Genomic DNA, 14,543 nt, shown 5'->3' with positions numbered 1-14,543 from the left:
ATCTACCAGGCGTTCTTTACGAAATCAGGCCTCGTCCGAGCCGGACTCTGTTCCGCCGTTGCCACTGCAGTCACGGTGACGCTGTCCGGTGCGGTTCCCGGCACCGCGACGGCCGCTCCCGCGCAGTCGGAGGCGGCGAACAAGCTTGCGGGCAAGACTGTGTTCGTCGATCCCGGTCATCAGGGGTCCGGGCACGGCGAGAACGTCGCCAGGCAGGTCAGCGACGGACGCGGCGGCATGAAGGACTGCCAGACGACCGGCATGACCACGGTGCACGGCGTGCCCGAGCACACCATCAACTGGAATGTCGCGCAGCTGGTGCAGACCTCCCTGGAGCAGCTCGGCGCGCAGGTCGTGCTGAGCCGCCAGGACGATACGGGTTGGGGCGGCTGCATCGACGACCGTGCCAGGGCCGCCAACGAGTCCGGTGCCGCCGTCGCGGTGAGCATCCACGCCGACAGCGCACCCGCCGACCAACGCGGCTTCCACCTGATCGTGCCCGAGCTGCCCATTCCCGACCCGACGATCAACCAGATCCAGTCCAGCGCCGGGCTGGCCGCCTCCACCGCGGTACGCGACGCGTATCTGCAGGCCGGCTTCGTGCCTGCGACGTACGCGAGCCCGCATGGTTTGCAGTCGCGCCGGGACATCGCCGGACCGGCACTCACCGCCGTGCCCGATGTGTTCATCGAGATGGGCAACGGGGCCAACGCCGAGGACGCCGCGCTGCTGGAGAGCCGGGAGGGGCAGCTCAGGCACGCTATCGCCATTACCACCGGGCTGGTGAGCTATCTGCTCGGCCCGCAATCGGGGACGCCGAATATGGCGGCCGAGCAGCCTGCCGCGGCGCCCGTGCCGCAGCCTGCGTCGACCGAGCCTGCGCTCGCGGCACCGCAGCCTGCCGCAGCTGAACCCGCACCGCAGGCCGCGCCGGATCCACAGGCCCAAGCCGCACCACCGATGCAGGCGGCACCCCAGGAGCTGACGCTCCCACCGGCGGACTCGCCGTCGCACCCGTCTCCGATCGAACCGCAGTTGGCATCGAATCCGCCGCAGTTTCAGCCGTATCCGGCGTCGACCGAGCCGCCCGTGCAGTCAGCACCGCAGGCGCAAGCCGCTCCGCAACCGAACTCGCCGCAGCTTCAGCCGTATCCGGCGTCAACCGAGCCGCCCGCGCAATCGGCCCCCGCTCCGCAACCGAACTCGCCGCAGTGGCAGCCGTCTCCGGCGTCGATCGATCCCCCCGCACAGTCCGCACCGGCACCGCAGGCACAGTCCGCACCGCAAGGCCAGGCCTCGCCGTTCACCCCCGGCCCGGGCACCCAGCAGTCGCCGACCGCACCGGGTACGCAACCGAACCCGAGCGTGCCGGGGACCAAACCGCCGGTGGACGAGTCGGCCGACATGTCCGCCGTCCGCGAGATCATGGACATGGTGCTGACCATGCTGATGCCGCTGGCGAAGGCGCTCGGCGTGGACAACAATATGGTCACCGCCGAGCTGATCAACCTCGCCTACGCCTTGGCGGCGAAGTTCATCGCTCCCGCCAAATAAACACCGTGCACACCGAACGTCACCCTCGCCGAGGGTGACGTTCGGCTTTCCCGGGGCCGTCCCGCCGCGCAGTATGGTGGTCGGCGTGGCTGACCGGATTCCTGTTGTCATCGTCGCGGGGTTTCTCGGTTCCGGGAAAACAACGCTGCTCAACCACCTGCTGCGCAACAGCCGCGGCACCCGAATCGGCGTGGTCGTGAACGACTTCGGCGCGATCAATATCGACTCGATGCTGGTCGCCGGTCAGGTCGACGCCATGGTCTCCCTCGGCAACGGCTGTGTCTGCTGCGCGGTCGACGTCGGCGAATTGGACGCCCTGTTCACTCGGCTCGCGCAGCCGCGCGCCAAGATCGATGTGATCGTGGTGGAGGCCAGCGGCCTGGCCGAGCCGCGCAATCTCATCCGGATGGTGGTGGGCAGCGAGAATCCGCGCATCCGGTACGGCGGGCTGGTGGAGGTCGTCGACGCCGAGCAGTTCCCGGCGAGCAGCGCACGCCATCCGGAGCTGACCACGCATCTGCGGCTGGCCGATCTGGTGGTGGTCAACAAGGCCGACCGGGTGCCCGCCGCGCAGGTGCACACCTTGCGGCAGCAGATCGCGGAGCTGATCGGGCAGGTGCCGGTGTACGCGACCACGCACGGCCGCCTCGAGCCGGGCCTGCTGTTCGACGAGCCGATGCGCGAAACCGCACGGGTCGCCGAGCAATTGAGCTTCGACGAGCTGCTCCACGACCATGATCACGACCACACCGAGCATCACCATCTGCACGACGACTACGTCACCGTGTCGTTCACCAGCGAGCGCCCGCTGGACCCGCGCGGCTTGATCGGTTTCCTGGAGGACCCGCCGCCCGGCCTGTTCCGTGCCAAGGGCTTCGTCGCCTTCCCCATCGCGGATGAGCGCCGCAAGTTCGTGTTCCACCTGGTCGGCCGCCATCTGGTGTTCGAGCCGGAGAACTGGGCGCGCGGCGAATCCCGCACGACCCAGCTGGTGTTGATCGGGGCAGGCCTGGACACCGACCTGGCGCTGAAACGGTTGCAGGACACCGTGCACCTCGACGACGACCTACTCGATCCGCAGACCCTGCTCGGTGTGTGGCGCTATACGCCGCACTGACCGACGAGGTTGGCGCGTTCGGCCCGAAACTGGCGCGTTCGGTGCTGGCGGCGGCGCCGGGCGGACACAAGACTGTCCTGGTGCCCGCCGCGTCGGCACGTGCGCAATGGTGCGAACTTGTCGCGCGTGGTGTCGGGTCGGCGCACCGAATCATGATCGAGACGTTTCGTTTGGCGACCGATGGGAGTTTTCCGTGTCAGATTCGTTGGAGAGCGCCACCGCGTACGTGATCGAAGCGCTGGAGGCCAAAGGCACCGCCACGCGCGACGACTTCGACGTTCCCGGAATCGTGGCCGAGTCACATGCCGTCGCCAACAGCTGGAATTTCCGCGCGATCGAGGACGCCACGTTCTGGGGAATCGTGGCGCGTTTCCTGAAGTCGTGAGAGTGCGAGGCGCTGGGTCGTCCGGAGCGCTGGGTCGTCCGGTGCGCTGGGATCGCCGCCTAGTCGAAGGTGGCGGCCTGCCGCCCGCGCGGCGTCAGGGACCACCGCCGCGCCGCGCGCCGCATCGAGCCCGCGTCGGAGTAGCCGAGCAGCTCGGCTTGGCGTGACCGGCTCAGCGGACCGCCGGACGTCGCCTCGCTGAGCCGGGCCGAACGCGCCCGATCCAGTTCCCGCCGCCAGGTCGTGCCCGCCTCCATCAGCCTGCGCTGCAGCGTGCGCGGACTGGTGGCCAGCCTGCGCGCCACCTGATCGAGCGAGACGTCACCGGTCTCCAGCGCGTCGGCCAGCGCGGCCGCGACCCGCTCCGGCCAGGCGGTGGCCAGCGGCGGCGGTGGCGGCAAGGCCTCAGCCAGCGGCTGCAGAATCGCCGCGAGCACCGGATCGCTGGTGGTCAGCGGCAGCTCCATGTCCGCAGCGCGGAAGACCATCGCGTCCACCGGTGCGTCGAAGTCGATCGCGGTGGTGCCGAACACCTCCACGAACGTGTCCACTTTCGTGGGTGCCGACTGGCGCAGCGAAACCCGCAGGGGGACAACCGGCTCCTGGACCACCCGCCGGGCCCGGCTGAGCACGGCGGTCAGGCCCCACAGCTGGGTGAGGTCGCGGCCGCGGCCCTCGCCTCGGATCATGTCGAGGTAGAGCGTCACTTCGCCGTCGTTCTCGGCGACCAGGTCGAAGCGATGGTTGGTGGTCACCGCGGTGACGTAGGGCCCGCAGGTTGCCAGGCCCGCGCCGAGGGTGGGGGCGGTGGAGAACAGATAGTCGTACAGGCCGAGGGTCGGCAGTTGATAGCGCCGGGCCACGTGCAACGCGACGTTCGGATCGCCGAGGCCGTGCTCGCCGAGCTCCCACAGCCGCGAGAAGGTGTGGCTCGGCAGGTGCACGTCGGCCCCGGCCATCGTCCACTCGGGCAGCCCGGTGTCGCGGATCAGCCGATCTCGATCGAGGCCGGCCGCGCTGAGCTGAGAGATGACGAACCGGTGCAGCAAAACTTGATCGGTGCCCATCGCGTCCTCCCGCGCCGCCGCCGAGCTGGGTGTGCGGCAACGCTATCGCCGGGGTGTTGATTCGTCATGGGGTTCATGTCACGGCTTGGTTAACCGCATGCGTTGACCCATTCGGATAGCCCGTCGGCGAACAGCTGCCTTTTCCAGATCGGCACGTCGTGCTTGATCCGGTCCACCAGCTCGGCGCAGGCGGTGAAGGCCTCGGCGCGGTGCGCGGCGGCGACCGCGACGACGATCGCCGCGTCCCCGATGGTCAACGCGCCGACCCGGTGCACGGCGGCCACCGGCACCCCCGAGGACTCGGCCAGCTCCGCGCAGATCTTGTGCAGGAAGCGCTCGGCGTCGGGATGCGCGGAGTACTCCAACGCGGAGACGGCTTGTCCGCCATCGTGGTCACGCACCTTGCCGGTGAACACCACGACGGCGCCGTAGTGCGGACCGGTCACCGCCGCCTCGACCGCGGCGGGGTCCAGCGGCTGGTCGCTGATCCGGGCCAGCCGGACGGTGTGCTCAGTTGTTGTCATGGTTTCCGCCTCCGGCGACTTGCGCGAGCAGATGATCGAGCAGCGGTTCGAGCACCGCGATGCCGTCTTCGACGCCGCCGGGGGACCCCGGCAGATTGACGACCACAGATCGGCCGGCCAGTCCGGCCACGCCGCGGCTGAGCGCGGCCAGGGGGAACTTCGCGGTGCCGCGCTGGCGGATCGCCTCGGCGACACCGGGCAGCTCGCGGGTCAGCACGGCGAGGGTGGCCTCGGGGGTGGCATCGGTGGGAGAGGCGCCGGTGCCGCCGGTGCTGATCACCAGCGCCGGTTCGAACCGCAGCGCGTCGGCCAGACCGACGGCGATATCGGCGTCCGCGTAGACCAGCGGTCCGCGCACCGAAAAGCCGAGTCCGGTAAGCCATTCCGCGAGTACCGGGCCGGTGGTGTCGACCCGGGTGCCCGCGGCGGCCCCGGTCGAGGCGACGAGGACGACGGCGGAGGACTCCGCTGCGGAACTCGACTCCTGGACCTTTGCGTGTCCGGTGGAGTCGGCATGCTCCGGCCGCACCCAATGCCCGTGCTTGCCACCCTCTTTCGTGAGCAGCCGCACTCCGTTCAACGTCGCCGCCGGATCGACCGCCTTCACCATGTCGTGCAGCGTCAGCCCGGCGACCGCGACCGCGGTCAGCGCCTCCATCTCGACGCCGGTGGGCCCCTTGGTCTTCGCGGTGGCCTCGATGGTGATCGTGTTGTCGGTGAAACCGAACTCGACTTTCACCGAGGACAGGGCCAGCTGATGACACAGCGGGATCAGCTCCGAGGTCTTCTTGGCGCCGGCGATGCCCGCGATCCGTGCGGTGGACAGCACGTCGGCCTTGGGCATGTCGTCGGCGCGCACCAGCGCGACCACCTCGGCGGTGGTCAGCAGCTCCCCGGCGGCGACCGCGATCCGGGTGGTGTCGGACTTGGCGCTCACATCGACCATGCGGGCGCGGCCTTCGCCGTCCACATGGGACAACTCACTCATCGAATACTCCTGGGACGCGGCGGATCACAGCGACCACACTCGCACAACGGTGCCCGACGGCAGCGTGGTGACCTCGGCCGGAACGTCGATCAGCACGTCCGCCCAGGCCATCCCCGCGACGAGATGAGACCCGGGCCCGGACACCAACTCCACCGCCTCCGGCGTGGACAGGTGGTCGGACCGCGCGCGAATCAGCTTGCCGCGCAGGAACTGCCGCTTGCCCTGCGGTGAGCGGGCCACCTCGTCGCGCAGCGGCAGCTGGTAACTGTCGACCGGCGCCAGTCCCGCCAGGCGGCGCAGGATCGGCCGGGCGAACACCTCGAACGACACCATGGTGCTGACCGGGTTACCGGGAAAGCTCAGCACCGGAACACCATCGACGACCGTCAACCCCTGCGGCCCGCCCGGTTGCATGGCCACCGAGCCGAACAGGCCGCCCAGCGGCGCGAGCACGTCCTTGACCACCTCGAAGTCGCCCTTGGAGACACCGCCGGAGGTGAACACCACGTCGGCGGAGTCGGTCGCGGCCCCCAGCAGCTTGCGGAACTGATCGGGGTCGTCGGTGCTGTGCTCGACCGAGACGACGTCGACTCCGTTCGCGGTGAGCGCGGCGGCCAGCGCGATGCCGTTGGAGTTGTAGATCTGCCCGGGTCGCAGTGTGCTGCCCGCCGGGACCAGTTCGTCGCCGGTGGTGATGACCGCCGCTCGCACCGCGCTGAACACCGACACGGTGGGCAATCCGACCGCCGCGAGTGCCGCGATGTGCCGCGGCTCCAGCATGGTGCCCGCGTGGACGAGCAGGTCACCGGCTCGCACATCGGCGCCCGCCTCGCGCACGAAATCGCCGGTGCCGCGGCCACGTTCGATGGTGACGGTGCCGTCGTCGGCGTGGGTGTCCTCCACCGGGACCACGCAGTCCGCGCCGGGCGGGATCGGCGCACCCGTCATCACCTTGATCGCGGCGCCGGGCGGCAGCGGTGTCTGTCCGGCGTTGCCCGCCGCGACGACCCCGGCCAGCCGCAGCGTCACCGGCGCGGTCGCCACCGACTCGGCGCGCACCGCGTAGCCGTCCATCGCCGAGTTGCGGAACACGGGCAGGTCGACCGGCGAACGGACATCGTCGGCGAGCTGTCTGCCCAGTGCCGCGGGTACCGGGGCGGCCTCGACCGAGCGCGCGGCCAGTGGCCGCAGCAGCTGTTCGATGCTGTCGCGGTAGTCGTCGACGGGCCGGGCCGAGACGCTGGCAGGCCGAGGGTTCATGTCGGCAAGCGTAACGTCCGCGCAACGACGCCAATGGGCTGTCCGGCTTGTGCGAACCTCACAATCGCGCGGTGCGCGCGGTGCGCGATTCCGTACCTTCCGCGGCTGACCAACGGCGGGCAAAGGTCATAATGGACAGGTGACTCTGGTCGAGATGGGGATACCTGCCGTGCGTTCCGGGCGTCCCTCGCTCGATGGGCGCCCCGATACGCCCTTCCTGCTGGACCGATTCGGCCGGGTGGCCCGCGATCTGCGCGTGTCCATCACCGAGAAGTGTTCGCTGCGCTGCACGTACTGCATGCCCGAGGAAGGGCTGCCCGCGATTCCGAAGGACGAGCTGCTGACCGTCGCGGAGATCGTGCGGCTGGTGACCCTGGCGGTCCGCGAGCTCGGGGTGCAGGAGGTCCGGTTCACCGGCGGCGAGCCGTTGATGCGGCGCGACCTCGAACAGATCATCGCGGGCTGTCACGAACAGGTGCCGGACACGCCGCTGGCGATGACCACCAACGGCGTCGGCCTCGAGCACCGCGCCCGCGCGCTCGCCGCCGCCGGGCTGCATCGGGTGAACGTCTCGCTGGACACCGTCGATCGGGCGGGGTTCGCCAAGCTGACCCGCCGCGACCGGCTCGACTCCGCGCTGGCAGGCATTCGGGCCGCCCGCGACGCCGGACTGGCCCCGGTCAAGGTGAACGCCGTGCTCATGCGCGAAACGCTGTCCGGCGCAGCGGATCTGCTGCAATGGTGCCTGGACGAGCAGTGCGCGCTGCGGTTCATCGAGGAGATGCCGCTCGACGCCGACCACGAATGGGCCCGCGCCAACATGGTCACCGCCGCCGAGCTGCTCGACGTGCTCGGCACCCGCTTCGAGCTCACCGAGGCAGGCCGCGCCGACCCGTCGGCTCCCGCCGAGACGTGGCTGGTCGACGGCGGCCCCGGAACCGTCGGGATCATCGCCTCGGTCACCCGTAAGTTCTGCGACACCTGCGACCGCACCCGCCTCACCGCCGACGGCATGCTGCGCTCCTGCCTGTTCAGCGACCAGGAGTACGACCTGCGCCAAGCCCTGCGCGCCGGCGCCGACGACGCCGAGCTCGCCACGCTGTGGCGCGGCGCGATGTGGAACAAATGGGCGGGCCACGGCATCGACGCCGAGGGCTTCGTCCCGCCGGAACGCACGATGGGAGCTATCGGTGGTTGAGATCCGCTATTTCGCCGCCATCGCCGACGCCGTCGGCAAGGACCGCGAGACGCTCGAGTTCCCGGCCGGCGCCACCGTCGCCGACCTGCGCTCGATGCTGTCCGCCTCCTACGGGCCGGACCTGGACAAGATGCTGTCCGTCTGCGCCTACCTGGTCGGCGACGAGCTGACCCGTGACCCGAAGATGGCGTTGACGCCGCAGGTGGACGTGCTGCCGCCGTTCGCGGGCGGCTGACCGGTGTAGAGAAACCGCTGTCGCGTTCGTCGTCCAGGTAGCGAGGGGTATCGGACTCCTCGGATTCCGGGAAGGATGACGATATGCACTACCTGGCGACATTGGTAGGACCCGGCGACGGGCCGGACGTGGAGCCCGGCTCGCCGGAGTTCATGGCCGAGGTCGAGAAGTACGAGGTGTTCGAGGCGAACGCGGGCGCGGCGATCGTGGGCGGCGCTCCGCTGTATCCGATGGATACCGCGATCGAGATCCGGCACACCGGCGGCCGCACGCTCATCACCGACGGTCCGTTCACCGAGCAGGCCGAGGTGGTCGGCGGCTTCATCGTGTTCGACTGCAAGGATCTCGACGACGCCATCCAGCTCGCGCGCCAAGCGCCCGCGGCTGAACAGGGTGCGGTCGAACTGCGACCGATGGTCCAGTGGCAGTCGCAAGGCCAGCCTGGCCCGGATTGGTGGCTCGCGCTGCTGTGGGAGCGGCCCGAGAACGTGATCGCGCCGGACACACCCGAATGGGACGCCGCGGTGCGCCTGCACGAGGAGTTCGGTCAGGCGTCGGCCGCGGCACTGCGCGGCGGCGGCGCTGTGCAACCGCCGACGACCGCGACCACGGTGCGCGTCCGGGACGGGCGGTTGCTGCTCACCGACGGACCCTTCGCCGAGTCGGAGGTGATCGACGGACTGTATATGTTCGTTGCGAAAGACCAGACCGAGGCAACCGAGATCGCCGCTCGGATTCCGTGCGGCGAGACCGGGCGGGTGGAACTGCGTCGGATTGTCGACCTCGAAGAGTGACTGTGCCGACTTCACTCGACGGTTCCGGCGTCGGGTAGGTAGAGAAATGCTCGCGCCGTTCGTCGTCTGGGTAGGGAAGGGTATCGGACCCCTCCATTCGAGGAAGGTTGGGCGACCATGCACTACTTTGCGACGATCGTGAGCGGCGAGGCGGACCGCGGCAAGAAGCCGGGCACACCCGAGTTCGCCGCAGGGGTCGAGAAGTACGCGGCATTCCAGGAGCAGGCCGCGGCCGCGATCGCGGGCGGCGCGGCGCTGTTCCCGGTGGATACGGCGATCAATGTCCGCAGCGACGGCGACCAGCCCTTGGTCACCGACGGTCCGTTCACCGAGCAGGCCGAGGTGGTCGGAGGCTTCTACGTCTTCGACTGCCCGGATCTGGATGCGGCCGTCGAACTCGCCGGGCGGATTCCGACGGCCGCGCGGGGCTCGATCGAGGTGCGTCCGATGGTGATGTGGGCGCCGCACGGCCAGCCGGGTGCGGACTGGTGGACCGCGCTGCTGTGGGAGAGCCAAGGCGACGTCATCGAGCCGGACACTCCCGAGTGGGCCGCGGCGATCGTCGAACACGAGCGGTTCGAGCAGCAGGTCGGCGAAGTGATCCGCGGCGGCGGCGCGCTGCGGCCACCGGCGACCGCGGTCACCGTGCGGATGCGCGACGGGCACCTGTTGCGTACCGACGGGCCGTACACCGAGGGTGCGGAAGTGGTCGACGGCGTCTACGTCTTCACCGCGGCCGGTCCCGCCCAAGCCGCGGAGATCGCGACCAAGATTCCGCGCGGGGCGAAGGGGCGCACCGAAGTTCGCCGCATCGTCGACGTCGGCTTCTGACCGTGCCGGGCCCGGCCGCCTCGATCGACGGCGTCTACCGCGCCGAATTCGGCCGGGCCGTGGCCACGGTCGCCCGGTTGGTCGGCGATATCGGGCTGGCCGAAGACGCCGTGCAGGAGGCGTTCGCCGACGCGCTGCGCACCTGGCCGAGCCGGGGCGTGCCGTCGAATCCGGGCGCCTGGATCACCACCGGGGCGCGCAATCGCGCGCTGGACCGGCTGCGGCGCGAATCGCTGCGGGGTGGCAAGGAGCAGGGCGCCGTGCTGCTGACCGCGCCGGGTCCGCTCGGCGCGCCGAACGAGGAGGTGGACGTGTCGCCGGTGGCCGACGATCAGCTGCGCATGATCTTCACCTGTTGTCATCCGGCGCTGTCGCCGGAGTCACAGGTGGCGCTGACACTGCGGCTGGTGTGCGGGCTGCGCACTGCGGAGATCGCCAGGGCTTTCCTGCAACCGGAACATACTGTCGCCCAACGCCTTAGCCGCGCCAAGGCGAAGATCAGGTCGGCGGGTATTCCGCTGCGGGTGCCGCCCGCGCATCTGCTGGCGGAGCGCACGCCTGTGGTGTTGGCGTGCGTCTATCTGGTGTTCACCGAGGGCTACTTCGCCACTTCGGGGCCGACCGCTGTCCGAGATGAACTGTGCGACGAGGCGATTCGGCTCGGCAAACTACTGTGCGGGCTGCTGCCGGACGACCCGGAGGCGCGGGCGTTGCTCGCGCTGATGCTGCTCAACGACAGTCGCAGAGGTCAACGGCGCAGTGCCGACGGCGAATTGGTGCCGATCGAGGACCAGGACCGGACCGCGTGGAATCGGGCCCAGATCGCGGCGGGGTTGCGCTGTTTGGTCTCCGCCGCTGCGGACGGCACCGGACCCTACCTGGCCCAAGCGCGCATCGCCGCCGCACACGCCACCGCACCGACGTGGGAGCAGACCGATTGGGCCGCAATAGTATCCGGTTACGACGAGTTGCTCGGCTACTCGGACTCGCCGATGGTCGCGGTGAATCGGGCGATCGCCGTCGGATTCCTGCGCGGGTTCGACAGCGGTCTCGCCGCGCTCGACGAGATCGCGGACCATCCGCGCCTGGCTGCCTCGCATCTGGTCGCCGCGACCCGCGCCGACCTGCTGCGGCGCGCCGGGCGCGGTGCGGAGTCCGTGACGCACTATCGCCTCGCACTGGATCGCACGACCAACGAGCAAGTCCGACGCTTCCTGTCGCGGCGCCTCGCGCAGGTAGAAACAGCTGCGGGACAGAACCATACAAAACCATAGACACATGCGCATCCATCTATATATCCTGGTGGCGACACAAGGAGGAATAAGCGCGATGGCAGTAGGCGCACTGGTTTTGTATGTGGTCTTCGCCGCGGCGGCGTTCGGCTGGCGGACGTGGTGGCAGTGGCGCCGCACGGGTTCGACCGGGTTCCACGGCATCGGCGGCCGCCCCGGTTCGCTGGAATGGCTGGCCGGAGTGGCGGTGGCCGTCGCCTTCGCGGTCGGGCCGGCCGCGCCGATACTTCAGCTGACGGGCGTGCTGGATCCGATCCCGTTGCTGGACAGGAATTTCGTCTCTTGGATCGGGGTCTTCGTCGCAGCGGTCGGCATCGTGGGCACGCTGTACGCGCAGCGAGACATGGGGGAGTCCTGGCGAATCGGCGTCGACGCCACCGAGCGCACGACCCTGGTGCGATCCGGCGTTTTCGGCCTGGTCCGCAACCCGATCTTCACCGGAATGTTCGCGTTCGCGATGGGCGTCACGCTGATGGTGCCCAATCCTGTTGCGGTGGTGGGCTTCCTGCTGCTCGTCGGCGCGATCGAACTGCAGGTACGAGTGGTGGAGGAGCCGTACCTGCACAAGATCCACGGCGACCACTATCGGTCCTACATGGCCGAGGTCGGCCGCTTCCTACCCGCCGTCGGCAGGCGATAGGACGAGCCGCACACGCCTTACCTTCCCGCACCGCGAATCGCATGTGATTCGCGGTGCGGGGGAACAGAAGTGGTGCGGGTGTCGGCTAGTCGCGCCACCAGGTGTCGAGCGGAGTCACCGGGACGGTCCGCTTGTGCCGGGTGTTGAGGTAGATCGACTCGATCCGCTCGGCGACCTCGGCGGTGACGTCCTTGCCCTCCAGGTAGTCGTCGATCTCCCGATAGGTGAGGCCGAGGGCCTCCTCGTCGGGCAGCGAGGGCCGGTCGTCCTCCAGGTCGGCGGTCGGCACCTTCGACCAGATGCTCTCCGGCGCGCCCAACTCCTGCAGGAGTGCCGCGCCCTGATGCTTGGTGAGACCGGTCAGCGGGGTGAGGTCGACGCCGCCGTCGCCGTACTTGGTGAAGAAACCGGTGACCGCCTCCGCGGCGTGGTCGGTACCGACCACGAGCAGATTCTCCTGTCCGGCGACCGCGTACTGGATCACCATCCGCTCGCGCGCCTTGATGTTGCCGCGCACGAAATCCCGGAGCTTGTCGATCTTGAGGGCGGCGGCCACCTCGCCCGCGGTCGCGTTCGCGCTCGGCCGCACATTCACCGACACCGTCTTGTCCGGCTGGATGAAGCGCAGCGCGGCGCGCGCGTCGGCCTCATCGGACTGCACGCCATAAGGTAGCCGCACGGCGACGAACGTCGCCTCCGCACCGTCGGCGCGCAGCTCCTCCACCGCGAGCTGGCACAACCGGCCCGCCAGCGAGCTGTCCTGCCCGCCGCTGATGCCGAGCACGAAACCCTTTGCGGGAGTGGCGTTCAGGTAGTCCTTCAAAAAATCGACCCGGCGTCGTACCTCGTCCTTCGGCTCGATGCTCGGTTGAACGCCCAACTCGGTGATGATCTGTTCGCGCAGGTTCCGCATGGCAGCCCACTTTACTGTCGATTCACCGCGAGACAACGCGACGAACGATTGCTTCCCAGTTGTCGCCGATCTGCTCGCGGCTATACCCCTGCGCGCGCATCTGATGCATGACGAGCGCGGCGCTGAGCGTGCTGAGCAGGCTGTCGGCGACCAGCGGAAGATCGCCGGGCACTTTCGCCTCGCGCAGCAGCATCGAGACGTGCGCCTTGAGCAACATGTAGGGCGCGCCGGAGTAGCGGTCGCCCGCCTCGCCGACCTCCGCGGCGCGATACAGCTCGCCCTCCACATCGATGTCGAGCAGGCGAGCGCGGCCGAACGCGACGAGCCGCTCCACCGGCGCCGCGCCGGGCCCCAGCGGCGGCGGTCCGAACATGAACGCCTGCTGGGCTTTGCGCTCGGAGTGGTCCAGCAGCGCCATCAGCAGTCCGGACCGGCTACCGAACCGGCGGAAGACCGTGCCCTTGCCGACCCCGGCCCGCTTGGCCAGCGCGTCCATGGTGAGACCGTCGACCCCTTGCTCGCGCACCAGTTGTTGCGCGGCGTCGAGCAGCAACTGTCGGTTGCGTGCCGCGTCGGCGCGCTCGGTGGGTTCGGACGTGCCGGGCAGGGGCGCGCCGATGCCGAGCAGCGGACGCTCCCCTGGGGCAGGGAGATCCGATGTGGGGTAGCTCACAGCACTCACGCAATCTCCGCGGGAAGTAATCGGACCACGGTCCGGTTATCTGTCAGTGAAAGTTCGGACACCTACTCATTCAGTACACCAGGAGTCGTCATGAGTCAGACCCGCATCCTCGCTCTTGTCGGAAGCCTTCGTGCGGCTTCGATCAATCGCCAGCTGGCCGAGACCGCTGTGCAGACCGCTCCCGAGGGTGTCGAGATCACCCTCTTCGAAGGTCTCGCCGATATTCCTTTCTACAACGAGGACATCGATGTAGAGGGCTCCGTGCCCGCGTCGGCCCAGGCGCTGCGCGACGCTGTCGCGGCAGCGGACGGTCTGCTCATCGTGACTCCCGAGTACAACGGCAGCCTGCCCGGCGCGTTGAAGAACGCCATCGACTGGGCCTCCCGCCCGTATGGCGTCGGCGCGATCAAGGACAAGCCGACCGCCGTGGTGAGCGCGTCGATCAGCCCCAACGCCGCGCAGTGGGCGCACGGCGACACGGTCAAGGTGCTCGGCGTCGCGGGTGCTCGCGTGGTGGAGTCCGCGCACCTGCACTTCGCCACGATCGGCGAGCGATTCGGCACGACACACCCGCGTGAGGACGCCGAAGCGCTCACCGGATTGGCCGCCACCGTGCACGAGCTGGTCCAGGCCGCTCGCGGGGAATTGGCCGCCGTGTAAGCTTCCGCTCCGGTCTTCTCGAGGGTCATCTCCGCACGGCGGAGGTGGCCCTCTTCGTCTGCGCAGGGAGTTTGCTGGAAATCAGCTACGGTACGAAATTGTGATCTGCACCACGGTCGTGTCGGGTTGCGAATCGAGCATCCAGGTACTTACCGCGTTCGAATTTCACCAATGTGACTCGCAACATGTCGTGTCGGATGAATCTGTCGGCCACTAGGTGTAGTGTCTTCGGTACTGGAAGACGGCATGACACCCCGCTCTGCGAGCTTCGGCCCGAAGGGGCTGAGCAGGGGATTCGCGGCCAGATCCAGGAGTTTGCGCAGCAAGACGGATCGTGCACCGCTTGCGACTGCTTGTAGGTCGCTCGCAAAGGTCAGCTACGGATCACAGGCTGTGGATCAGG

General features: G+C 69.0%; 16 protein-coding genes. 10 read left to right on the top strand and 6 right to left on the bottom strand.

What is annotated here, in order from left to right:
- The first annotated feature begins 75 nt into the window (after positions 1 to 75).
- The 3 genes from ACIHA7_RS35990 to ACIHA7_RS35980 all read left to right on the top strand — a co-directional run bounded on the left by ACIHA7_RS35990 (position 76) and on the right by ACIHA7_RS35980 (position 3,056).
- Positions 76 to 1,554: an N-acetylmuramoyl-L-alanine amidase gene (locus tag ACIHA7_RS35990; protein ID WP_397295922.1), complete on the top strand. Its 1,479-nt coding sequence runs from the start codon at positions 76 to 78 to the stop codon at positions 1,552 to 1,554.
- 73 nt (positions 1,555 to 1,627) lie between these two features.
- Positions 1,628 to 2,671, top strand: a complete 1,044-nt coding sequence (locus tag ACIHA7_RS35985; RefSeq protein WP_397295973.1) for a CobW family GTP-binding protein — start codon at positions 1,628 to 1,630, stop codon at positions 2,669 to 2,671.
- Between the two features lie 193 nt (positions 2,672 to 2,864).
- Positions 2,865 to 3,056 (top strand): hypothetical protein, encoded by a 192-nt coding sequence (locus tag ACIHA7_RS35980; protein WP_397295920.1) that lies wholly within the window; start codon positions 2,865 to 2,867, stop codon positions 3,054 to 3,056.
- 59 nt (positions 3,057 to 3,115) lie between these two features.
- On the opposite strand, the gene ACIHA7_RS35975 is transcribed toward ACIHA7_RS35980, so the two are convergent.
- The 4 genes from ACIHA7_RS35975 to glp form a co-directional block, all read right to left on the bottom strand.
- Entirely contained in the window at positions 3,116 to 4,123 is a 1,008-nt protein-coding gene (locus ACIHA7_RS35975) for an AraC family transcriptional regulator ligand-binding domain-containing protein (protein ID WP_397295919.1), read from the bottom strand.
- An 89-nt stretch (positions 4,124 to 4,212) separates the two neighbouring features.
- Complete coding sequence (locus ACIHA7_RS35970; RefSeq protein WP_194834546.1) at positions 4,213 to 4,647, bottom strand: molybdenum cofactor biosynthesis protein MoaE; 435 nt, start codon at positions 4,645 to 4,647, stop codon at positions 4,213 to 4,215.
- Positions 4,634 to 5,635, bottom strand: a complete 1,002-nt coding sequence (moaCB, locus tag ACIHA7_RS35965; protein ID WP_397295917.1) for a bifunctional molybdenum cofactor biosynthesis protein MoaC/MoaB — start codon at positions 5,633 to 5,635, stop codon at positions 4,634 to 4,636. Before moaCB ends, ACIHA7_RS35970 begins: the two co-directional genes overlap by 14 nt.
- 24 nt (positions 5,636 to 5,659) lie before the next feature.
- Entirely contained in the window at positions 5,660 to 6,895 is a 1,236-nt protein-coding gene (gene glp, locus ACIHA7_RS35960; RefSeq protein ID WP_397295915.1) for a gephyrin-like molybdotransferase Glp, read from the bottom strand.
- 139 nt (positions 6,896 to 7,034) lie between these two features.
- Here glp and moaA point away from each other — a divergent pair, with 139 nt between their 5' ends.
- The 6 genes from moaA (at position 7,035) to ACIHA7_RS35930 (ending at position 11,885) form a co-directional block, all read left to right on the top strand.
- Positions 7,035 to 8,093 carry a GTP 3',8-cyclase MoaA gene (gene moaA, locus ACIHA7_RS35955; protein ID WP_397295913.1) on the top strand — a complete coding sequence of 353 codons (1,059 nt, stop codon included), beginning with the start codon at positions 7,035 to 7,037 and terminating at the stop codon, positions 8,091 to 8,093.
- Positions 8,086 to 8,328 carry a MoaD/ThiS family protein gene (locus ACIHA7_RS35950; protein WP_107658595.1) on the top strand — a complete coding sequence of 81 codons (243 nt, stop codon included), beginning with the start codon at positions 8,086 to 8,088 and terminating at the stop codon, positions 8,326 to 8,328. The genes moaA and ACIHA7_RS35950 overlap by 8 nt, the downstream gene beginning before the upstream one ends.
- Before the next feature lie 83 nt (positions 8,329 to 8,411).
- Entirely contained in the window at positions 8,412 to 9,122 is a 711-nt protein-coding gene (locus ACIHA7_RS35945) for a YciI family protein (RefSeq protein ID WP_397295912.1), read from the top strand.
- 117 nt (positions 9,123 to 9,239) lie between these two features.
- Entirely contained in the window at positions 9,240 to 9,953 is a 714-nt protein-coding gene (locus ACIHA7_RS35940; RefSeq protein ID WP_397295911.1) for a YciI family protein, read from the top strand.
- A gap of 2 nt (positions 9,954 to 9,955) precedes the next feature.
- Positions 9,956 to 11,227: an RNA polymerase sigma factor gene (locus ACIHA7_RS35935; protein ID WP_397295910.1), complete on the top strand. Its 1,272-nt coding sequence runs from the start codon at positions 9,956 to 9,958 to the stop codon at positions 11,225 to 11,227.
- Between the two features lie 55 nt (positions 11,228 to 11,282).
- Positions 11,283 to 11,885 carry a methyltransferase family protein gene (locus ACIHA7_RS35930; protein WP_397295908.1) on the top strand — a complete coding sequence of 201 codons (603 nt, stop codon included), beginning with the start codon at positions 11,283 to 11,285 and terminating at the stop codon, positions 11,883 to 11,885.
- A gap of 85 nt (positions 11,886 to 11,970) precedes the next feature.
- Here the strand turns inward: ACIHA7_RS35930 and nadE are convergent, their stop codons facing one another.
- Positions 11,971 to 12,798, bottom strand: coding sequence for an ammonia-dependent NAD(+) synthetase (gene nadE / locus ACIHA7_RS35925; RefSeq protein ID WP_397295906.1), 828 nt, complete (start codon positions 12,796 to 12,798; stop codon positions 11,971 to 11,973).
- A gap of 22 nt (positions 12,799 to 12,820) precedes the next feature.
- Complete coding sequence (locus ACIHA7_RS35920) at positions 12,821 to 13,426, bottom strand: TetR/AcrR family transcriptional regulator (RefSeq protein WP_397295972.1); 606 nt, start codon at positions 13,424 to 13,426, stop codon at positions 12,821 to 12,823.
- A 144-nt stretch (positions 13,427 to 13,570) separates the two neighbouring features.
- Here ACIHA7_RS35920 and ACIHA7_RS35915 point away from each other — a divergent pair, with 144 nt between their 5' ends.
- The gene (locus ACIHA7_RS35915) at positions 13,571 to 14,140 is read left to right on the top strand and encodes an NAD(P)H-dependent oxidoreductase (protein WP_397295904.1); all 570 of its coding nucleotides are present in this window, start codon (positions 13,571 to 13,573) and stop codon (positions 14,138 to 14,140) included.
- The last annotated feature ends 403 nt before the right edge of the window (positions 14,141 to 14,543 follow it).

Origin of the sequence: Nocardia sp. NPDC052316 (genome assembly GCF_044547795.1) — a bacterium.
In the GTDB taxonomy this organism is placed as follows: Bacteria; Actinomycetota; Actinomycetes; order Mycobacteriales; family Mycobacteriaceae; genus Nocardia.
The sequence above is the reverse complement of the archived record's forward strand: the minus strand, read 5'-3'. Positions and strand labels throughout refer to the sequence as shown.